The organism is Cupriavidus sp. GW823-FHT06D04 (genome assembly GCF_058795055.1).
In genome coordinates, this window is record NZ_JBXAHL010000023.1 from 40,046 (window position 1) to 59,500 (window position 19,455).

Here is a 19,455-nt window from a genome sequence, read left to right on the forward strand (position 1 = left end):
GGATCGTTGCGGTGTCACCAGATTAGATTTCCCGGGTGCCCACGGGTACATACAAACAGGCGCTCCCCCGGGGAGCACAGTTGCTTCAGACCAGCGGGAACGCCTTCACCAGGTGCTGCAGCAAGCTGTCAGCCACCGGCGACAGGTGCCGGCCGGTCCGGGTGATGATGTGGATGCGGCTATTGTTCAGGATGGGATTGGCCAGCGGCAATGACACCAGCTGCCTGAACTGCGGCTCCTTCAGCGCCACCGAGCGTGCCGTCATGATGTAGCCCAGCCCCATCGCTGCATATTCCCACAGCACCTTGAACGAGTTGGTCACAAGCATCGGCTTCAGGGTGACGTGCTCGTCCAGCTCCGCCGCCTGGATATGCTTGCGCACACCGAACGATTCCGTCAGCGCCGCTCCCTGGTGCGGCGCCAGGTCCGCGAGCGTCAGCGCGCGGCGCCTGCGCGCCAACGGATGGTCCTTGTGCACATGCACGCGGATCGGCGACAGCCTTGAATAGTGCGAGCGCAGGCGCACATCGTCGGGCGGCTGAAAGACAAAGCCGATATGCGCCAGGTCCTCCAGGATATGCCGCACCGTTTCATCGGTGCCGGCCACCTGGATGCTGCAGCTCACGTCGGGATGCTTGCGCAGGAAGCCCTGCAGCACGGGCTCTAGCACCAGGTCGACGAAGCCTTCGCCAAAGACCAGCTCCACGTGGCCACGCCGGGCATTCTTCAGGTTGTTGACCTCGGCAAGGAAGGTATCGTTCAGGTCCTGCTGGCGCCGGGCAAACAGCGCCAGCAGGCGCCCGGCATCGGTGGCGACAACACCCCGCCCGCGCCGCTCAAGCAAAGTCAGCCCGGTATCCTGCTCCAGTTTCGCCACGGCGCGGCTCACCACCGACGGATCCAACTCAAGCACCTCGGCCGCGCCGCGCACAGTGCCGGTCTCGATGATCTGCAACAGGCACAGCGCGCGCTTGCGGTCCAGCACATCTTCCATGTCTTCCTCCTCTGGCTCGCGGCGCCGGCCCAGGACGGCAGCGCGCGGATTCTTCTAATGTTGCAAATTATGCAACGTTTCGCTCTTACCATTGTCATGGTTTCGGCAAGCGCATGCGTGGAGAATGCGGTGGACGACCACGCTCCGATACCGCCATGAACCAGGCCCCGCTTGCCGATCTGCACCAATCCATCCAGACCCTGTCGCCGGAGTTCGTTGAGATCCGCCGAAAGATCCATGCACACCCCGAACTGGCCTTTGAAGAGCGCCGGACCAGCGATCTGGTCGCCGGGCGGCTGGCGGCATGGGGCTACGAAGTGCATCGTGGCATGGGCACCACCGGTGTCGTGGGCAGGCTCAGGAAGGGGCAAGGCAGCAAGGCGCTGGGCATCCGCGCCGACATGGACGCGCTGCCGATCCAGGAGAAGACCGGCCTGGACTACGCCAGCACCATCGCCGGCAAGATGCACGCCTGCGGCCATGACGGGCACACGGCGATCCTGCTGTGCGCCGCCAGGTACCTGGCCGAGTCCGCCGATTTCAATGGCACGCTGAACCTGATCTTCCAGCCGGCCGAAGAGAACGAAGGCGGTGCGCTGCGCATGTTGGAAGATGGGCTGTTCGAGCAATTCCCCTGCGACGAAATCTATGCGCTGCACAATTCCCCGGGCCTGCCGGTCGGCCAGATCGGGGTCATCGCCGGCCCTGCCATGGCCTCGTTCGACCGCGCCACGGTCACGCTGCGCGGCCGCGGCGCCCATGGCGCCATGCCCCATCATGGCATCGACGCCATGCAGTGCGCCGCCAGCATCGTGCTGGGCCTGCAATCGATCGTCAGCCGCGAGATCGATGCGCTCAAGTCGGCGGTCATTACCGTGGGCTCCATCCAGGCCGGCACCACCTACAACGTCGTGCCCGATAGCGCAACGATCAAGATCGGCGTGCGCACGCTGGACCCGCAGGTGCGCACGCTGGTCGAGGCGCGCATCAGCGAATTTGTCGCCGCCCAGGCCCAGAGCTTCCGGCTGCAATCCGAGGTCGTCTACGAACGCATGTACCCGGTGCTGGTCAACCACGACGCGCAGACCGAGCGCGCGCGCCAGGCCGCGATCCGGCTGGTGGGCGCGGACAACGTGGTCGAGCGCCCGCCGGTGATGGGCAGCGAGGACTTCGCCTACATGCTGGAGCACCGGCCCGGTGCCTACATCCGGCTTGGCAACGGCCTGGGCGAAGATGGCGGTTGCATGGTCCACAACCCCCTGTACGACTTCAATGACAAGGCTCTGCCTGTCGGTGCCGCATTCTGGGCACACCTGACGCAAAGCTATCTGGTTTGAACAACAATTCCCCGGGGACATCCGCCATGGCTTCACTGAACCGCCGCCGCTTCCTTCAATACGCCGGTCTTTCCGCCGGCACCTCCGTGCTGGCCGGCCTGCCGGCCTTTGCCGCAGACAACTTTCCCGCCAAGTCGCTGTCCCTGGTGGTCCCCTACCCGGCCGGCGGTGCCAGCGACACTTCTGCCCGCATCTTCGGGGAATCCATCGGCAAGAGCGTCAGGCAGCAGGTGATCGTCGAGAACTACGGTGGCGGTACTGGGCTGATCGGCGCCAACAAGGTGCTGGGCGCACCGGCTGATGGCTACACCTTCTTCCACGGGTCGATCAACGAGGTCTTCCTGGCCCCCATGCTCAACCCGGCGGCGCGCTACAAGCCGCAGGACTTCCAGCTGGCCGCACCCATCAGCGACGCCAACATCGTGCTGCTCGTCAGGAACGGCATTGCCGTCGATGCCCTGGACAAGTTCCTGGACTATGCGAAGCAAAGCAAGGGAAAACCGCTGACCTACGCCACGGTCGGCATCGACTCCATCTATCACCTCATGGGCGATGCCCTCGCTGCCCGGCTCGGCGTGCCCTTCCTGCACGTGCCGTACAAGGGCGGCGCACCGGCGCTGCAGGGCCTTGCCGGCGGTGAGGTCGACTTTGCCATCCTGCCTTACCAGTCCAGTTTCGACAGCATGCAGCAACAGGGCCGGCTGAAGGTGCTAAGCAGCTTCGCCAGGGCTCTGCCCCCGGCACTCAAGCATATTCCGCTGATCTCGCAAAGCCGGATGGTGCCCGACTTCGAGTACTCGATCGGCGGCGGCTACTTCGTCAGGCAGGGCACGCCCGCGAGCCGGGTGGCGGTACTGCGCAAGGCGATTGGCGAAGCCCTTGCCAAGCCCGAGATCCGGGCCAAGCTGGAAGCCGAGGGACGTACGGTCGCACAGCCGATCGACAGCCAGGAGCAGGCGAATCAGGTCTTCGACCAGTACCTGGGACGTGTCACACAACTGATCCGGAACGTGGGCCGCAAGACCAACGCGTCCTGAAGGCTTGTCGCAGCAGGCGCCTGAGCTGGCCGGTCAGGCTGCCTTGGGTGACACACCTGGGGCAAGCCGTTCGGCCAGGAAGGCCTGCATTGCCGCCCAGGACCGGCGGTCCGCCGCCGCATCATAGGCAATGCCACGTTCCGGAAGATTCGCCCCTCGAACGTGAATGCGTGCCGGGCATGGCCATAGGCATGTAGCTGCCAGTCCGCGCCGGCGCCGGTCAGTTCCCCTGCAATGCCGAGAACGTCGTTCGTCGGCGCGACCGGGTCTTCCCAACCATGCAGTAGCAGGATGCTGGAGGTGATGGGTGCTTGCGGGCCGATCCGCGGCGCGTGGAGCACCCCGTGAAAGCTGACGGTAGCCAGAAGGTTTGGCGGGGCCGCGCGCGCCAGATCCGGGGCGCACAGGGCGCCGAAGCAATGCCCGAGCGCGGCCATCCGGTGCGCATCGACTCCGGGAAACCTGGTGGCCGCATCGAACCCGGCCAACAGGCGCCGGCGAAACAGGCGGCGATCGGCCATCATCGGGCCCATGAGATGCGCGTTGTCTCCCAGCTCGTCACCACGGACGCCCTTGCCGTACACGTCTGCGGCAAAGCCGATGTAGCCCAGTGCCGCGAGCTGGTCGGCGCAGCGGCGCATCGCGGCGTTGAGTCCACTCCATTCATGGGCCAGCAGCACGCACGGCGTGCGTTGCGCCAGCCCGGCGGGCCGCGCTACATACCCTTCGAAGACAGTCGTGCCATCCGTGTACTCGACCAACGATCGTTCCAGCGGCAGTTTCCCGGCGTCCATAGCATGCTTCTTTCGAGCCGCCAGCATGCGGCAGGCTGGGAGCGCTGTATTGAACGTTTGGGACGCCAGGTGCTTGCGTCGTCAGAGATAGAAGGCCGGGGCATCGTCTGGCAGGCGTCCGAAGTACTCGGCAAGCGGCGATGGCCCGTTGCGCGCATAGTCGCCCGGCGTCTGGGCCAGGCGCCGTCGCCAGCTCCGGATCTTATGCGGCTGATCGCTATAGCCCGACAGCGCGTCGCCCTCGCCGCGTTGCACGGCCTGGATGCTGAACTGCAATCGCTCCAGGTCCATCAACTGCTTGGGGCCAAGGCCGAGGTGCCGCTCGAACCAGCGGTTCAGCTGGCGCCGGTTGACGGCGGTCAGGCTGGCGACTTCCTGCACCTGCCGTCCCTGGCGCAGCAGCGCATGCGCCGCCCTGATCGTCGCCAGTTCCGCAGGCGGCCGGATAGCCGTCATGCGCTGCAGCAACCACGCGTCCAGCTGGCAGGCAATCCGCGCCGGCGTCCAGGCGGCGCTCAGGTCGGCGCTGAGCGCGTGGGCCGCGCCATCCCCAAGGTATCCGGCCAGGGCATTTAATAGCACTACCGGCGCTAGTTGACGGTGTGGCCGCCGCGGCGCGCCTTGTGATAAAGGCACTCACAGATGAATTTGTAGATATCGCTACATAGTTGATCAACACTCTACAAATACTTAGTATCGGCCCATGGAACCAGCTCCGGAACTGTGGACCCTCCTCGTCATCAGCCTGCCAACCAAGGGCGCTACTGCCCGGATGCGCATCTGGCGAGCCCTCAAGGCACTAGGCTGCGCTGCATTGCGCGACGGCGCCTATCTGTTGCCGACGGCAAGCGCGCAAAGCGCTCAACTGCGCGACCTGGCCGATGAAACCATCCAGGAAGGCGGCCAGGCCTGGCTGCTGAACGTGCGCGCGCAAGATCCGGCGGAGGCTCACGCCTACCGGACACTGTTTGACCGCACGGCCGACTACGCCGGCTGGCTGGCCGCCCTCTCCGAGGACCGCAAGAGCTTGTCCGGCCAGGATGAAGCCGGGATCGCCCGCCTGCTGCGCCGGCACGGCCGTGCCTTTGATGCCATCGCCGGGACCGACTTTTTCCCCAACGACGCCTCGGCCAACGCCGCCTTGCAATGGCGGGACTTCAACAGTGCGGTCGAAACCCTGCGCTCGCCAGGCGAGCCCCAGCCTGCAAGCGGCGGCATCCCGCGCCGGGATCCTGCCCAATACCAGGGGCGCGACTGGGCAACGCGGCGCCACCTGTGGGTGGACCGGGTTGCCTGCGCGTGGCTGATCCAGCGTTTTATTGACCCGCATGCGCGCTTCCTGTGGCTGGAGCATCCCGCGGACTGCCCGCATGACGCGCTGGGTTTCGACTTCGACGGCGCCGCCTTCACGCATGTGGGCAACAAGGTTTCATTTGAGGTGCTGCTGGCCAGCTTCGGGCTGGACGCCGACCGCGGACTGGCCCGCCTGGCCAGCATGGTCCACGCCCTGGATATCGGCGGGGCCCAGGTGCCCGAAGCCAGCGGCTTCGAAGCCGTACTTGCCGGCGCGCGCGAGCACCTGGCGGATGACGACGCACTGCTGGCCGAAATCGGCCGTACCCTGGATTCCCTTTATGTGCATTTTTCCGGAAAGCGATAGCACCATGCCCCTGAGGTCCACGACATGAGCAACGTCTCGCAGGCCCCAACCCCTCCGGCCGCACTCACGGAACGGCCGCACTACACCCTCTGGCAGCTGGTCGGCTACATGCTGCGCCTGGGCACGCTCGGCTTCGGCGGTCCGGTGGCACTGGCCGGCTATATGCATCGCGACCTGGTAGACCGGCGCCAGTGGATCACCGACGCCGACTACAAGGAGGGGCTGGCCCTGGCACAGCTGGCACCTGGCCCGCTGGCCGCGCAACTGGCCATCTACCTGGGCTATGTCCATTACCGGATCGCGGGCGCGACGCTGGTCGGGATCGCGTTCGTGCTGCCGTCATTCCTGATGGTGCTGGCGCTGGGCTGGGCCTATGTGCGCTTTGGCGGCCTGACGTGGATGCAGTCCGTGTTCTACGGCGTCGGGGCCGCGGTGATCGGCATCATTGCGATCAGCGCGTACAAGCTCACCACCAAGAGCGTGGGCAAGGACCGCCTGCTGTGGGCGATCTACCTGGTACTTGCCGCGGTCACGGTGGTCACCGAATCCGAAATCGCGTGGATGTTCCTCGCGGCCGGGCTGCTGGTGTGGTTCTGGCGCGCCCCGCCCAAATGGCTGCGCCAGGGCGGCCTGCACGCGGCCGCGGCGACACAGCTGCCCCTGGCCGGCGGCGTGGCCGGCGCCATTGACTGGCCCCTGCTGGCGCAGATTGCCGTGTTCTTTGCCAAGGCGGGCGCATTTGTGTTCGGCTCGGGGCTGGCCATTGTGCCGTTCCTGTACGGCAGCGTGGTCACCGACTTCCATTGGCTCAATGACAAGCAGTTCGTGGATGCCGTGGCGGTGGCCATGATCACGCCCGGCCCCGTGGTGATCACCGTTGGCTTTATCGGCTACCTGGTGGCCGGCTTTCCGGGCGCGTCGGTTGCGGCGCTGGCCACCTTCCTGCCGTGCTACCTGTTCACCGTCCTGCCGGCCCCCTACTTCAAGAAATACGGCAAGCTGCCCGCCATCCTAGCCTTTGTCGATGGCGTGACCGCTGCCGCGGTGGGAGCCATCACCGGCGCGGTGATCGTGCTGGCCAGGCGTTCGATCGTGGATGTGCCGACGGTGCTGCTGGCGCTTTGCACGGTGGCGCTGCTGCTCAAATTCAAGAAGCTGCCCGAACCCGTGATCGTGGCCGGCGCCGCGCTGATCGGCCTGGTGGTCTATCCGCTCATGCATCATTGAGGGGAGTGCCGCGCCGAGTCTATGAGATCGCTTTGCGGTCTCGGGCGCGCAACCGGCCCACTGCCCTGGTGGCCGAAGCTACTTGCGATGGGCGGCTTTGGGGAATCTAATCCTACGGAGGAGGCGTCCCGATGCGGATCTGAGAACCCCGTGGGCGCCAACTTTTTTGCCGAACGCCATGCCAGCCTCCCGGTCAGGAACCACCGGCTTCCCCACGATCCTGTTTGGCGCTTTCGATCGCCACAACTTCGGTGACCTGCTGCTGCCGCATGTGGTGCGAAGCCTGATCGGGCAGGCCAACCCGTTCTACGGGGGCCTGGCCGAGCGCAACCTGAGAATCCATGGCGGCCATCGGGTCCACACCCTGGCGCGGCTGGCAGCCACCGTGGGCGACAGCGCCGTCGATGTCATCCATGTGGGTGGCGAAACCCTGACCTGCTCGCTCTGGGAGGCGGCCGTGATGCTGCAGCCTCCCGAGCAGGCCCGGGCGGTGGTGGCGCTGCTCGATGCCCGGCCGCACGAGCGGACGGTCTGGGCCCAGGCGCAGTTGGGCGTACGGGACCGGGTCCCCTACCTGTTGCCGGCCGGCATCTTTGCCAATGTCCGGCGTGTCATTGTCCACGCCGCCGGCGGCATTGAACTTGGATCGGTTGAGCCTGCCATGCGGGCCGAGGTGGTGGCCAAGCTCGGGGCCGCCACCAGCGTCGGGATACGAGACCATCAGACCCGGGCCATACTCGCGGAGAACGGCATTGACTGCCGCCCGGAGCCTGATCCGGCCGTGCTGGTGGCCGAGCTGTTCGGCGACTGCATCCGCCGGCGCGCCCGCCAGGGCGAGTGCGCCCGCATCGTGTCAGGGTTCCCTGCCGGATACCTGGCCGTGCAGTTCAGCGCGGATTTTGGCGACGACGATACCCTTTCACAGCTGGCGGCCCAGCTCGAACGTATCGCCCGGACCAGGACCCTGGGCCTGGTGCTGTTTCGCGCCGGCGCCGCGCCCTGGCACGACGACCTGGCCTGCTACCAGCGCCTGGCGGCACGGCTGCGCGGCACGCCTGTGGTCCTGTTCGACTCGCTCAACCTGTGGGATATCTGTGCGCTGATTGCGCACAGCCAGGGTTTTGTCGGCAGCAGCCTGCACGGCGGCATTGTCGCCGGCGCATTTTTCCTGCCATGGCTTGGCCTGCTCCGGGCCGCACAACACCCTGGGACCAGCAAGCAAATCGCCTTTGCCGCGGCCTGGGGCGCGGCCGGGGCGCCGGCCGCGGTCACCGTGCAGGATCTTGCGGCCGGCCTGGACGAAGCGATGGCGTCCCGGACCGCGCAGCGTAGGGAATTGGCTAGGGAATGGGCCAAGGCCTGCAGGACCGCATTCCAGTTGGTTCAGGAGAACTAGCACGATCGAGTCCCGCGGGGCATGGCGACTGCTATCGGCACATCGCCATCAGCTGTACCCACGCCAGCGCAAAAGTCGGGTCGAGCCAAGATGTCAGTGCCACCATGCACAGGCCCGCCAGGCCGAGTACCGACAGCCATATGCCGAGCGCCGGTCCGCGGCGCAGACTCATGACCGCACAGGCGCGAGGCCGGTCCTGACAATCTGCCGGTCGTCGATCGGGAAGTGCAAGGCCGCGGCCAGTACGCCCAGCGCCATGGCGCTGAACCAGACCGGGTCGTACGAGCGCGTCAGTTCGAACGCGAGCCCGCCCAGCCATACGCCGAGGAACGAGCCCAGCTGGTGGCCGAAGAACACGAAGCCGAACAGCGTGGCGAGATAGCGCACGCCGAACACCTGTGCGAGGATCCCGTTGGTCAGCGGCACGGTGCCGAGCCACAGGAAGCCCATCGCCGCGCAGAACAAGTACAACGTGGGCGTGCTCAGCGGCAGCAGCAGGAACAGCGCCATCGCCGCGGTGCGCACGAGGTAGATCCCGGCGAGCAGGTATTTCTTGCTGTGGCGCCCGCCCAGCAGGCCGAACACGTAGATGCCGGCCACATTGGCGAGCGCGATGATGGCGAGCGCGGCCATGCCGTCGGCCGGACGCATGCCACGATCCAGCAGATAGGCGGGCAGGTGGCTGGCGATGAAGGCGAGCTGGAAGCCGCAGGCAAGAAAGCCGAGGTTCAGGAGCCAGAAGCCGGAATGACCGAATGCCTCGCGCACCGCGCCGAGCAGCGACGGCTGGCCGCGGGCCGCGTTGGTCTCGTCCGCGGCCGGCGCCGGCGCGGCGGCAATCCGGTCCTGGAACGGCAGCGCAAGCGGCAGCAGCACGGCCAGTGCCAGGGCGAGCATCAGCAGCGTGGTCGCCCATCCCGATGTGACCAGCAGCCCCTGCGCGGCCGGCACCAGCGCGAACTGCGCGATGCCGCCGACGGCGCCGGCCAGGCCCAGTGCGCGGCTGCGCTGCGCGGTGTCAGCCATTCTGCTCAGCGCGCCATACACTACGCCGAAGGTCGTGCCGGACAGCGCAATGCCGATGCAGACGCCTGCCGACCAGACGAAGGCCGGTGACGTGTCGGCCTGTGTCATCCCGTAAAGTCCGGCGGCATATAACGCCAGTCCGCCGGCCATCACCTTCCACGAGCCGTACCTGTCGGCCAGCATGCCAGTGAAGGGCTGCACCAGCCCCCAGACCAGGTTCTGCACCGCCATCGCGAAGCCGAAGGTCTCGCGGGTCCAGCCGCGCTCGGCGATGATGGGCAGCAAGAACAAACCCTGCACATGGCGCACGCCCAACGCCAGCCCCATCAGCAGGCCGCCCGCCATCACGAGCACCCACAACTCCCGCCACCATGGCGTGGCGGACTGCGGCGTGGCGATGGCGGCGCAAGTGTGCGGCAGGCGAGAAGTCATGACGGCCCCTTGTCGGACAATGGCGCCGGCAGGCGCGCGATGGCTCTATTGCAGCCGCCCGGGCGCCGTGCTTCAAACGATCATTTGGTCGTTTTGCCATGCGCGCCGCGCATGGCAAGAGGGCCGGGGATCGTGCTGTAATGGCGTATCGCGAATCTGCCAGGAGGCCACCGCATGTCCGTCCCGCTTGTCCGGCTGTTTCCGCTCGACCTGCTCAAAGGCTTCGTCGCTGTCGGCCGACGCATGAGCATTACGCAGGCAGCGGACGACCTGTGCCTGACGCAGTCGGCGGTAAGCCGGCAGATCCACGCGCTGGAGGAGCAGCTGAAGGTGGCGCTGTTCGTGCGCAAGCATCGCGGCGTGGCCTTCACTGCCGAGGGCGAACGGCTGTTTCGCAGCGCCGACAGCGCACTGCAGCAGCTGCAGGACGTGGTAGCCGAAGTGCGCCGCAACGAGGGCCAGCGCGCCGTCACGGTCACCGCCAGCATCGGCGTGACCGGCTTGTGGCTGCTGCCGCGGCTGGGGAACCTGCAGAAGACGCATCCGCATCTGGATGTGCGCCTGTCCGCCAGCAACCGTATCAGCGACTTGCGTGCCGAGGGCATCGACCTCGCCGTGCGCTACTGCCGCGACGCCGCGGCGCCGCCCGATGCTGTGCGCCTGTTCGGCGAAAACATCGCCCCGGTTGCCCATCCATCGCTGGTGGCCGGGGTCGCCCGGCACGACGAGGCGCTGCTTCAGTTGCCGCTGCTGGAATTCGACGATCCCCGTCCGTGGCTGCAATGGCGCAGCTGGCTCGAGCCACGCAGCTACCGCCAGGCGAGCCAGCACGGCGTGCTTCGCTTCAATCAGTACGACCAGGTCATCCACGCGGCGCTGGCGGGACAGGGCGTCGCACTGGGCCGGCTCGAGCTGGTGCGGCCCCTGATCGATGGCGGCCAGCTAGTGATCGTGCCGACGGCGCTACAAGCGCCGCCGAGCCCCAACGCATACTGGCTGGTCCATGCCTCCGCCGATCCGCGCGAGGACGTCAGGTGTGTAGCCGAGTGGATTTACCAGGAAGCCGCACACACCGTCAGGACACGTGCGAGCCCCGTAGCCACCTGAGCCAGGGGAAGCCGGCACGGCGCGGGGGTGGCGGCGCCTCGATCCCGCATAACACGGGGCCGGCGCCGTGCAGCGCCGCCAGAAACACGTCGGCGTCACCATGCAGCTGATAGCGCTCGCCGGGTGCGAGCAGGACGTCCGGGGACGGCCTGTCCCGTGTTTCGAACGTCAGCCACAGGCTGCCGCCGCGGCAGACCAGTTCCGCGCCGGCCCGCAGTCGCAAGCGCAGGCATTCCGCTTCAAGGCAAAGGGTGTATGGCATGAAAGGCTCCGGTGAGCCATTTCATTGTGCGAGCCGGCGTCGCGGCTTGCCATGAGCATTGCGTCGGCCAGCCATGCGTTATCCGATCGCATACGGCCCGGCAAAGCCACCGGGATTGCCGAGTCCCTGGTAAACGAAAAGGCGGGCTTCCGAAGATGCCCGCCCGTCTTGCCGCGAAACGCCTGCGGACCTGTCCGTCAGGCTGGCACTTGCGTCCCCGCCGCCGCCGTCTCCTTCGAGAAAAGACTCCTGGAGGTGGCAACATGGCTGGCCAGCACCGGCCGCAAGACCATGATCGCCAGGAAGGCCGCGGTCAGGTCCATGGCCGCAACCGTGTAGAGCACCGTCGACCAGGTGCCGCTCGCCTCCATCATCAGGTTGCCGACCGGCACGAACAGTGCGCCGATGCCCTTGGCCGTATAGAGCACGCCGTAGATCTTGCCGATGTGCTTGGTGCCGAAGGCATCGCCGGCAAGTGCCGAGAACAGCGAGTAGACCTCGCCCCAGGCCAGGAACACCACGCCCGACAGGATCAGGAAAGCGTACGGGTTGCTGCCGAAGTAGCCGAGCGCGATGATGCCAAGGCCTTCCAGGGTGAAGGCGATGACCATGGTCTTCTCACGGCCGATGTTGTCCGAAATCCAGCCGAACAGCGGACGCGAGATGCCGTTCATGATCCGGTCGAGCATCAGCGCGAGCGGCAGTGCGGCCATCACGAAGAAGTGCAGGTCGACCTTGAACTCCTTCACGCCCAGGTCCTTGGCGATGACGCCAAGCTGGGCCACGGCCATCATGCCGCCGGTGACGACCAGGATGAACATCACAAACATCAGCCAGAACAGCCTGGTGGACATCGCTTCCTTGAGCGTGTAGTCGCGCGTGGCCTGGACCAGCTTCTGCGATGCCCTCACCTCGCTACCCTTTGGTGCGCGCAGGAACCACGCCGCGACAAAGGCGAGCCCGCCCTGCAGCAGGCCGAAGAACAGGAAGGTGTGCTGGAAGCCCTGCGACTCGATCATGGCCGCGATGGGCAGGATCGTCGCCGCGGAGCCGGCGCCGTAACCGCCCGCGGTCAGGCCCACCGCAAGGCCACGGCGGTCAGGGAACCACTTGAGCGCGTTGTTGATGCAGGTGGCGTAGATCGAGCCCACGCCAAGGCCGCCAACGGCTGCGCCGACGTAGAAGCCCATCAGGGTAGTGGCCTGGGAATTGATGCACCATGCCGCGCCGATGAAGACCGCGCCGAAGGCAACCATCATGCGCGGGCCGAACTTGTCGATGAAATAGCCTTCGATCGGCGCCAACCAGGTCTGCACAAGGACGAAAACGGTGAAGGCGATCTGGATGCTGGCGCGCGACCAGCCGTAGGTGCCCTGGATCTCAGGGACGAACAAGGTCCAGGCGTACTGGATATTGGCGGTGGCGATCATGCAGACCACACCGACAATCAATTGCAGCCAGCGTGTGCCTTCCGGGACCTGGCGCTTAGCGCCCAGCGCTGCCGATGGATTATTCATTTGCGCGCTCCTTGAATCTTTTGACCATTCAATTGCGGGGGTGCGGGCGGGTATGCGGACGCGCTTCGCCTCAGCATAAGGGTGGCTGCTGGCATTTCATGTCTCCTGTGTCATTGGCATTTATTTGCCTCTTATTCCGACGCCGACCTGAGGTCTCCGCCCTCACCCCTCTTCAAGTTCGGAGTGGCGATGGGATACACAGTATGTGATATATCAAGCAAGTCAAGAGAAAGGGATGGCAGGGTTTTCACTGAATTTATGACGGGGAAGGATCGGCACCGGATATTCACGCTGAATATGCATCTCCGCCCCCGGAGAAAGGCGTCGCCAGGCGCCACCCGATGCCCATGAAATCCTTTGCTGGAGCCGCTTCCAGGCGAATCGCCGCCGATAGATGAGCGTTCGTTTTGAATGAATGAGGAAAAGGACTTAAATTTAATCATTACGAATTTGTAATGCCCGGAAGTCCACCCACCGGTCAGTCAGCATGATTACAAAAATGTCATGATTACAGAAATGTCATGATTTTGACTGCGTCGAATGATGAGCGAAATAAATCCGATCGATTAATACCGTACAAACAGCATCCTCGCGTCCCCAAAAAAAATGCCCGCAGGCAAGTCTGGCGGGCGTAGGCATGATGCGTGACATCAGCCGCAGCATGTAGATGCAGTTATAGGCGATTATTCGAGCCAGATAAACAAATAACAATGCCTATTGCCGGGCAGCGACCAGAAACCCTCGAAAACCCTGACGGATTTACCGAAACACCCTGAACGCCATTTTGGCCGATTCAGAAGATGGCATTTTTGTCATGATGGGTTTCGATTTGCAGGCGACCAGAGGCACCGCTACCCGGGTCGGAAGGCAAGCCCTGTAGACAAGATCATCCAGGCTACCCCCGAGAGTAGACGAAACGGTAAGTCCTGTAGAACTCCTGGGAAGCCCGGCGATCAGGTTGCCCGTCCTTCGTTATAGATAGAATGGAAAGCATTTGGCCATCAAGTAGAGGTTTTGGTAAATTCTGTAGAAACTCTGGTAAGCTCCGGGCAAACCCGCACCCAAGTATTGCGACTTCATATGTCTCATGCGCCACTAGGCTACGATGCGCTTATCCGCAAGTTCGGCTTGCGCGTCCCGCCGCTGCGCTCGACGTCCGCTCTCGCCGACAAGACCGGGGTCCTCAGCACGCACACCGGACCGGACGGCACCACGCGCACCGTGTACCCAAGGAACCGCTACCGCGGCGCCGACACGACCGTGGACCACCTGACGTTCGCGCTGAAGAAGGAGCACCTGGACCTGACCGTGCTGGCGGCGCTGTTCGAGCATGCGCAAGCGGTGCAGGCTGTACGCGAGTGGCTGGCGGCCACCCCGACCTCCCGTTATGCGAGGCTGAGCGCGTTCTATGCCAAATGGCTGGCCGGGGCGCAATTCGACTACAAGCTGCCGGCCGGGGCGCCCAGGGTACTGGCGCTGGACGAGACCCACTACCTGACCGGCCCGGCAACGCCGGACCTGCAGTTCGGCATCCAGAACAACCACCTTGGCCCGGCCGCGTTTTGCCCCCTGGTGCGCCGCACCGAGAAGCTGGCGCAGTACATTGCCGCCGACCTCCCCGGCCGCGTGGCCGCGGCCATCAAGCGGCTCGAGCCAGAGTTGCTGGCGCGCGCGGTGGACTACCTCTACCTCGCGGAAACTCGATCGACCTACTCCATCGAGCACGAGATCCCCGATAACCAGCGGGTCGCCAAGTTCAGGCGACTGCTGGAGTACGCCGGCAATCCCGCCCCGCTTACCGAAGAGCAGCTGTGCGAGTGGCAGAACGAAATCATCTCGGGGCTGCGCGCTGAATTCTCCTACCGCGACAAGCAGAACTGGCTGTCCCGCGGCGGGCGCATGCGCAACATCGCGGACTATATTCCCCCGCCGCCCGAGCAGCTTGGCGCGATGATGGACGGGATTGCCGCGGTGGCGGGCCTAGTCGCTGCACAGGCGGCAAACCCGATCGTGGCCGCGGCGTGCGTATCGTTTGGCTTTGTCTTCGCCCACCCGTTCTACGACGGCAACGGCCGGCTCCATCGGTTCCTCATCCACCATTTGCTGCGCCAGGCCGGTGTCACGCCCGATGGCGTAGTGCTGCCGGTGTCCGCGCGGATGCTCAAGCAGATCGATACCTATGCCGCCCTGCTGAAGTCCTATTCCGCCCCGCGGACGGCCCTGCTCAACTACGCGCTGGATTCGGACAGCGACACGATCCTGATCAAGTCGCCACAGCCCGGCTGGCTTTACGCATCCTTTGATGCGACAGCGCTGTGCGAATTCGTCTTCGAATGCATTGAGCAGTGCGTCGAGCAAGACCTTGCGCAGGAGATCCAGTACCTGCGCGCTTACGATGCCAGCGTCACACGCCTGGAAAGCTGGCTCGACCTGCGCCAGTCACGCCTGTCGAACCTGATCGACCTGATCGTCCAGAACCACGGCGAGCTGTCCAGGCGCAAGCGCAAGCTGTTCGAAGACATCACGGACGACGAGCTCGCCCGCATTGAAGCCGTCGTGCGCGACGAATTCACGGAATACCTCGAGCTCCACGGCAGCCGCTGAAGCGGCGGCACCGCGTTGGCACTGCCCGGTGCGGTCACCGTGCGGCGGGTGCGGCGCTACTATGTATCGCTCTGTATCCCGGGCCGCTGCAGACATGAAAGATTGCACGGATGCCCGGAAGCGGTAACAGCCGGGATACGTGCGGACGGTGGAATGCGTCTATCGCCAACACCGGGAGTTCTCCGCCATGTCCATCCATCCGCCGCCCCGCCCCTGCCATCGTGCCTGCTACGGCACCGCGCACGCCAACGGGGGCCGCCCATGATCGACGCCTTCCTTGCCTTTGCCGCAGGCGTGCTGACCATTGCCTCGCCCTGTGTGCTGCCGGTGCTGCCCATGCTGCTCGCCGGCTCGGTGGGCGAATCCGGCCGGCTGCGCCCGCTGGCGATCGCGCTTGGCTTCGTCAGCGCCTTTTCCGCACTGGGCATTGTCTTCGGCGCGCTGTCCAGCGCCTTCAGCGAAGCCCCGGGCGTGGTGCGCAACGCGGCCATCCTGTTCCTGCTGGGCGCCGGCCTGGCGCGGCTCTGGCCGGCGGGCTTCGAGCGCCTGGCGGCCCCGTTCGCCGGCGTGGTCGACCGCCTGGCGGGCGCCGGCGGCCGGACCGGCACCGGCGTGGCCGGCGGCTTTGTGCTGGGCATGACGCTGGGCGCGGTATGGACCCCGTGCGCCGGGCCGGTGCTGGCGTCGATCCTCGCGCTGGTGGCCAAGGCGCAAGACCTGCATCGCGCCGCCGGGCTGCTGGCGCTGTTCGCGGCTGGCGCGGCCATCCCGATGCTGGGCATTGCCTATGGCGGCCAGTTCGCCACCACTCACGTGCGCCGCCTGGCCCGTCACACGCACCGGCTGCAGCAAGCCTTCGGTGTGCTGGTGGTGGCGACCGCCATCGCCATGTACTTCCAGTACGACACGCTTGCCGTCGCCTGGCTGACCTCCCTTTTCCCTGCCTCCCAACCTGGAGCCTGAACCATGCACCGCTTCCTTCGTACCCTGCTGGCCACTACCGCCATCGTTGCCGCCCAGTATGCAGCCGCCGCCCCTGCCGACTATGGCAAGGCGCCTGAATTCACCGGCATCGACAAGTGGCTCAACGCTGAACCGCTGACCGTTGCCGGGCTGCGCGGCAAGGTCGTGCTGGTCGATTTCTGGACCTACAGCTGCATCAACTGCATCAACACGCTGCCCCATGTGCGGCAGTGGTACGACAAATACCGCGACAAGGGCCTGGTTGTGGTCGGCGTCCACACCCCGGAGTTCCCCTTCGAGAAGTCCACCGCCAACGTGCAGGCAGCGCTCAAGCGCTTTGATATCCGCTACCCGGTCGCGCAGGACAACGCCTATGCCACCTGGAACGCCTGGCGCAACCAGTACTGGCCGGCGCTCTACCTGGTCGATGCCAACGGCACCGTGGTCTACAAGCACTTTGGCGAAGGGAATTACGCCGAGACCGAAGCGGCCATCCAGAAGGCGCTGGCCGGGCGCAAGTAAGGCTGGCATACCGCCGCCATCGAGCGCGGATGGCGAACGAGCCTGCCGCGCCCCGGGCCGTGCTCTCAGGCACGGCCCGGCCCTTGGAACCTGTCTCGGGTTCCAAGACACATCCGAGCCGGTTTCCCGGCACACCAGACGAAAATTCAGATTCCTCCACAATTTATTGTTAATGCGAATCATTACTATTACAATTCACGGAGTTCTATTACAGCACATTTCGCACATCACTACGTTGGCCTGACCATCACCATGCAAACCGCAACACGCTCAGTCACCTTGGCGGGGCCGGCCGGCCGCTGCCGGGTACGTCCGCTCGCTCTTCTTGTGGCCGCCATCGGCGCGGGCACTCCGCTGCTGTCCGAGGCGCAGGCAATGGCCGCCGCGTCCGCCGTCGCGCAAACCGGCACATCCGGTGCGAGCACAAAGCAGGACAGCCCACCTGCCAAGGCCGACGGTGGCGAGCTGAATGCGGTGGAGGTCAGGGTCGACCGGATCAAGAGCGACCTCGTCAGCCCGACGCGCCAGGTAACGGTGCTGGAACGCGAGGAAATCGAGGAACTGAAGGTGGGTTCCAACAATCTCGCGACCATGCTGAGCAAGCTGATCCCGGGCATGGCGGACTCCAGCCGCACCGTCACAGACTTCGGCCAGACGCTGCGCGGCCGCGGCACGCTGATCCTGGTGGATGGCATTCCGCTCAACACCAACCGGGATTCGGCGCGCAACCTCGCCACCATCGATCCCAGCAATATCGAGAAGATCGAGGTCATGCGTGGCAGCAGCGCAATCTACGGCGCCGGCGCCAACGGCGGCATCATCGCGATCACCACGCGGCCTGCGGGTGGCCCGCCCAGCGCGGATACCACCGTGACGCTGGGCACCCCGCTGACGCGGCTGAGCAAGGAGGGGCTCAGCGCCAATGTCCAGCAGCACTTCTCCGGCAGCCAGGGGCCGATCGACTACGCGTTCCACCTGGGCGCGCAGCATATCGGCAGCCCCTATGACGCCCACGGACACCGCATCGCGCCGGAGCCGAGCCAGGGTGACCTGTTCGATTCCAACGTTTACAACGTGAGCGGCAAGCTGGGCTGGCGCATCGACAGCCAGCAGCGCATCGAACTGAGCGTGAGCCAGTACCAGGCCAAGCAGAACACCAACTACGCCTCCGATCCCTCGGTGGCCAAGCTGCCGCCTGGCACCGCGGCCGCGCGCGCGATCAAGGGGTTGCAGCTCGAAAACCAGAACGAGCTGCGCAACACCGTCGTCAACCTGGGCTACCAGAACCTGGACCTGCTCGGCAGCACCGTGTCCACCCAGATCTACTACCGCGACTACTTCACCCGCTTCCCGCCGTTCGATGCGCGCGCGGTGGCCACGCGTGGCGGCAACGTGGACCAGGTCAGCCAGAACAGCGATGTATTTGGCGGGCGCCTGACCATCAGCACCCCGCTGGGCGCGGACAAGAAGACCAAGCTGCTGTGGGGCGCGGACTACAACCAGGAGCGCAGCGACATGCCGCTCGATGTGTTCGATCCGCGCACCTATGACCAGAGCGGCGGCCTGGTCTTCAACAAGACCGGTTCGCTGACCTACATGCCGCCGCTGGCCACCCGCAGCGGCGGCGTCTTCGGGCAGCTGCAGCACAAGTTCAACGAGCAATGGTCGATGGAGGGCGGCGTGCGCTACGAGCGCGCCAACGCCAGCTTCGACGACTTCGTGCCGCTGTCGCAATCGAAGGTCAGCAACCCGGTCGCGGTCAAGGGCGGCACGGTCAACTATGGCGCGTGGCTGTTCAATATCGGCGGTGCGTACGCGCCGGTGAAGAACCAGGAGTTCTATGCCTCGTTCGGCCAGGGCTTCCAGTTGCCCGATATCGGCCTGCAGATCCGCAATGCGCGCCCGGGCTTCGATATCAATTCGTCCAGCCTGGAGCCGGTCAAGACCAACAACTATGAAATCGGCTGGCGCGGCGCGTTCGGCAATACGATGGCGAGCCTGGCGCTGTTCTACACCACCTCGCAACTGGGCGACGTGCAGAGCTTCAACAACGGCCTGATACTGACCCGCACCAAGGAACGCATCGCGGGCGTGGAGGCTTCCGCCGACTACCTGAGCGACAGCGAGACCTGGGGCGCGGGCGGCACGTTTACCTGGATCAACGGCCGCGAGCAGCCGCAAGGCAGCAGCAGCTTCCAGAACATGACCGGCTACCGCATACCGCCGCTGAAGCTGACCGCCTACGTCCAGTACCGGCCGATCAGCACGTGGAGCAACCGCCTGCAGGTGACCTACTACGGCGGCCGCGACTACCGCCTCAACGACCAGAACAGCTTCGGGCGGCGCGAGGTCAGCAGCTACACCACCGTCGACCTGATCAGCCGCTACCAGGTCAGCAAGAAGGACACGATCACGGTGGGGATTGAGAACCTGTTCAACCGCTACTACTACCCGTTGTACAGCCAGCTGATGCGCAACAGCAACAACACCAGCCGCCTGCCGGCTGCGGGCATCACGCTGACCGCGATGTACCAGCACCGCTGGTAAAGCAGCCGCCGGACGGCGATGGCCTTGTCG

At 65.3% G+C, this 19,455-nt stretch carries 16 protein-coding genes; 10 read left to right on the top strand and 6 right to left on the bottom strand.

The genetic code is table 11. From position 1 onward, the window contains the following. Positions 1-85: 85 nt before the first annotated feature. A complete protein-coding gene (locus AC1Q7H_RS24795) occupies positions 86-994 on the bottom strand; it encodes a LysR family transcriptional regulator (protein WP_492381841.1) in 909 nt (302 codons plus the stop codon). Positions 995-1,149: 155 nt separating this feature from the next. On the opposite strand from AC1Q7H_RS24795, the gene AC1Q7H_RS24800 reads away from it, so the two are divergent. Both AC1Q7H_RS24800 and AC1Q7H_RS24805 read left to right on the top strand, forming a co-directional pair. Next, on the top strand, positions 1,150-2,331 hold the full coding sequence (locus tag AC1Q7H_RS24800; protein WP_492381842.1) for a M20 aminoacylase family protein: 1,182 nt from the start codon (positions 1,150-1,152) through the stop codon (positions 2,329-2,331). A 26-nt stretch (positions 2,332-2,357) separates the two neighbouring features. Further along, on the top strand, positions 2,358-3,368 hold the full coding sequence (locus tag AC1Q7H_RS24805; RefSeq protein ID WP_153953530.1) for a tripartite tricarboxylate transporter substrate binding protein: 1,011 nt from the start codon (positions 2,358-2,360) through the stop codon (positions 3,366-3,368). Here the strand turns inward: AC1Q7H_RS24805 and AC1Q7H_RS24810 are convergent. Together AC1Q7H_RS24810 and AC1Q7H_RS24815 are read right to left on the bottom strand one after the other, a co-directional pair. Continuing rightward, positions 3,293-4,162: a dienelactone hydrolase family protein gene (locus AC1Q7H_RS24810; protein ID WP_492381843.1), complete on the bottom strand. Its 870-nt coding sequence runs from the start codon at positions 4,160-4,162 to the stop codon at positions 3,293-3,295. The genes AC1Q7H_RS24805 and AC1Q7H_RS24810 overlap by 76 nt on opposite strands. A gap of 81 nt (positions 4,163-4,243) precedes the next feature. Then, positions 4,244-4,744, bottom strand: coding sequence for a helix-turn-helix transcriptional regulator (locus AC1Q7H_RS24815; RefSeq protein WP_228772340.1), 501 nt, complete (start codon positions 4,742-4,744; stop codon positions 4,244-4,246). 121 nt (positions 4,745-4,865) lie between these two features. On the opposite strand from AC1Q7H_RS24815, the gene AC1Q7H_RS24820 reads away from it, so the two are divergent. From AC1Q7H_RS24820 to AC1Q7H_RS24830, 3 genes are all read left to right on the top strand, one after another. Beyond that, positions 4,866-5,822, top strand: a complete 957-nt coding sequence (locus tag AC1Q7H_RS24820) for a chromate resistance protein ChrB domain-containing protein (RefSeq protein ID WP_492381844.1) — start codon at positions 4,866-4,868, stop codon at positions 5,820-5,822. A gap of 24 nt (positions 5,823-5,846) precedes the next feature. Next, a complete protein-coding gene (locus AC1Q7H_RS24825; protein ID WP_153953528.1) occupies positions 5,847-7,049 on the top strand; it encodes a chromate transporter in 1,203 nt (400 codons plus the stop codon). 178 nt (positions 7,050-7,227) lie between these two features. Next, on the top strand, positions 7,228-8,445 hold the full coding sequence (locus AC1Q7H_RS24830) for a polysaccharide pyruvyl transferase family protein (protein ID WP_492381845.1): 1,218 nt from the start codon (positions 7,228-7,230) through the stop codon (positions 8,443-8,445). A 168-nt stretch (positions 8,446-8,613) separates the two neighbouring features. Here AC1Q7H_RS24830 and AC1Q7H_RS24835 read toward each other — a convergent pair whose 3' ends face one another. Continuing rightward, complete coding sequence (locus tag AC1Q7H_RS24835; RefSeq protein WP_492381846.1) at positions 8,614-9,903, bottom strand: MFS transporter; 1,290 nt, start codon at positions 9,901-9,903, stop codon at positions 8,614-8,616. A gap of 174 nt (positions 9,904-10,077) precedes the next feature. Between AC1Q7H_RS24835 and AC1Q7H_RS24840 the strand changes: the two genes are divergently transcribed. Beyond that, entirely contained in the window at positions 10,078-11,010 is a 933-nt protein-coding gene (locus tag AC1Q7H_RS24840; RefSeq protein WP_492381847.1) for a LysR substrate-binding domain-containing protein, read from the top strand. Here the strand turns inward: AC1Q7H_RS24840 and AC1Q7H_RS24845 are convergent. Both AC1Q7H_RS24845 and oxlT read right to left on the bottom strand, forming a co-directional pair. Next, positions 10,979-11,272 (bottom strand): DUF2917 domain-containing protein, encoded by a 294-nt coding sequence (locus AC1Q7H_RS24845; RefSeq protein ID WP_153953526.1) that lies wholly within the window; start codon positions 11,270-11,272, stop codon positions 10,979-10,981. The two genes, AC1Q7H_RS24840 and AC1Q7H_RS24845, sit on opposite strands and share 32 nt — an antisense overlap. 197 nt (positions 11,273-11,469) lie before the next feature. Further along, positions 11,470-12,789 carry an oxalate/formate MFS antiporter gene (gene oxlT, locus AC1Q7H_RS24850; protein ID WP_211981571.1) on the bottom strand — a complete coding sequence of 440 codons (1,320 nt, stop codon included), beginning with the start codon at positions 12,787-12,789 and terminating at the stop codon, positions 11,470-11,472. Between the two features lie 1,080 nt (positions 12,790-13,869). Between oxlT and AC1Q7H_RS24855 the strand changes: the two genes are divergently transcribed. The 4 genes from AC1Q7H_RS24855 to AC1Q7H_RS24870 all read left to right on the top strand — a co-directional run bounded on the left by AC1Q7H_RS24855 (position 13,870) and on the right by AC1Q7H_RS24870 (position 19,425). Further along, complete coding sequence (locus tag AC1Q7H_RS24855) at positions 13,870-15,393, top strand: Fic family protein (RefSeq protein WP_013953133.1); 1,524 nt, start codon at positions 13,870-13,872, stop codon at positions 15,391-15,393. Between the two features lie 261 nt (positions 15,394-15,654). Beyond that, complete coding sequence (locus tag AC1Q7H_RS24860) at positions 15,655-16,356, top strand: cytochrome c biogenesis CcdA family protein (RefSeq protein WP_013953134.1); 702 nt, start codon at positions 15,655-15,657, stop codon at positions 16,354-16,356. A 3-nt stretch (positions 16,357-16,359) separates the two neighbouring features. Further along, positions 16,360-16,878, top strand: a complete 519-nt coding sequence (locus AC1Q7H_RS24865) for a thioredoxin family protein (protein ID WP_153953525.1) — start codon at positions 16,360-16,362, stop codon at positions 16,876-16,878. Positions 16,879-17,130: 252 nt separating this feature from the next. Beyond that, positions 17,131-19,425: a TonB-dependent receptor gene (locus AC1Q7H_RS24870; RefSeq protein WP_013953136.1), complete on the top strand. Its 2,295-nt coding sequence runs from the start codon at positions 17,131-17,133 to the stop codon at positions 19,423-19,425. The last annotated feature ends 30 nt before the right edge of the window (positions 19,426-19,455 follow it).

Bases quoted from the DNA above. Each gene is read 5' to 3' on its own strand.
- AC1Q7H_RS24795 (WP_492381841.1), bottom strand. From the start codon at position 994: ATGGAAGATGTGCTGGACCGCAAGCGCGCGCTGTGCCTGTTGCAGATC.
- AC1Q7H_RS24800 (WP_492381842.1), top strand. From the start codon at position 1,150: ATGAACCAGGCCCCGCTTGCCGATCTGCACCAATCCATCCAGACCCTG.
- AC1Q7H_RS24805 (WP_153953530.1), top strand. From the start codon at position 2,358: ATGGCTTCACTGAACCGCCGCCGCTTCCTTCAATACGCCGGTCTTTCC.
- AC1Q7H_RS24810 (WP_492381843.1), bottom strand. From the start codon at position 4,162: ATGGACGCCGGGAAACTGCCGCTGGAACGATCGTTGGTCGAGTACACG.
- AC1Q7H_RS24820 (WP_492381844.1), top strand. From the start codon at position 4,866: ATGGAACCAGCTCCGGAACTGTGGACCCTCCTCGTCATCAGCCTGCCA.
- AC1Q7H_RS24825 (WP_153953528.1), top strand. From the start codon at position 5,847: ATGAGCAACGTCTCGCAGGCCCCAACCCCTCCGGCCGCACTCACGGAA.
- AC1Q7H_RS24830 (WP_492381845.1), top strand. From the start codon at position 7,228: ATGCCAGCCTCCCGGTCAGGAACCACCGGCTTCCCCACGATCCTGTTT.
- AC1Q7H_RS24835 (WP_492381846.1), bottom strand. From the start codon at position 9,903: ATGACTTCTCGCCTGCCGCACACTTGCGCCGCCATCGCCACGCCGCAG.
- AC1Q7H_RS24840 (WP_492381847.1), top strand. From the start codon at position 10,078: ATGTCCGTCCCGCTTGTCCGGCTGTTTCCGCTCGACCTGCTCAAAGGC.
- AC1Q7H_RS24845 (WP_153953526.1), bottom strand. From the start codon at position 11,272: ATGCCATACACCCTTTGCCTTGAAGCGGAATGCCTGCGCTTGCGACTG.
- oxlT (WP_211981571.1), bottom strand. From the start codon at position 12,789: ATGAATAATCCATCGGCAGCGCTGGGCGCTAAGCGCCAGGTCCCGGAA.
- AC1Q7H_RS24855 (WP_013953133.1), top strand. From the start codon at position 13,870: ATGTCTCATGCGCCACTAGGCTACGATGCGCTTATCCGCAAGTTCGGC.
- AC1Q7H_RS24860 (WP_013953134.1), top strand. From the start codon at position 15,655: ATGATCGACGCCTTCCTTGCCTTTGCCGCAGGCGTGCTGACCATTGCC.
- AC1Q7H_RS24865 (WP_153953525.1), top strand. From the start codon at position 16,360: ATGCACCGCTTCCTTCGTACCCTGCTGGCCACTACCGCCATCGTTGCC.
- AC1Q7H_RS24870 (WP_013953136.1), top strand. From the start codon at position 17,131: ATGCAAACCGCAACACGCTCAGTCACCTTGGCGGGGCCGGCCGGCCGC.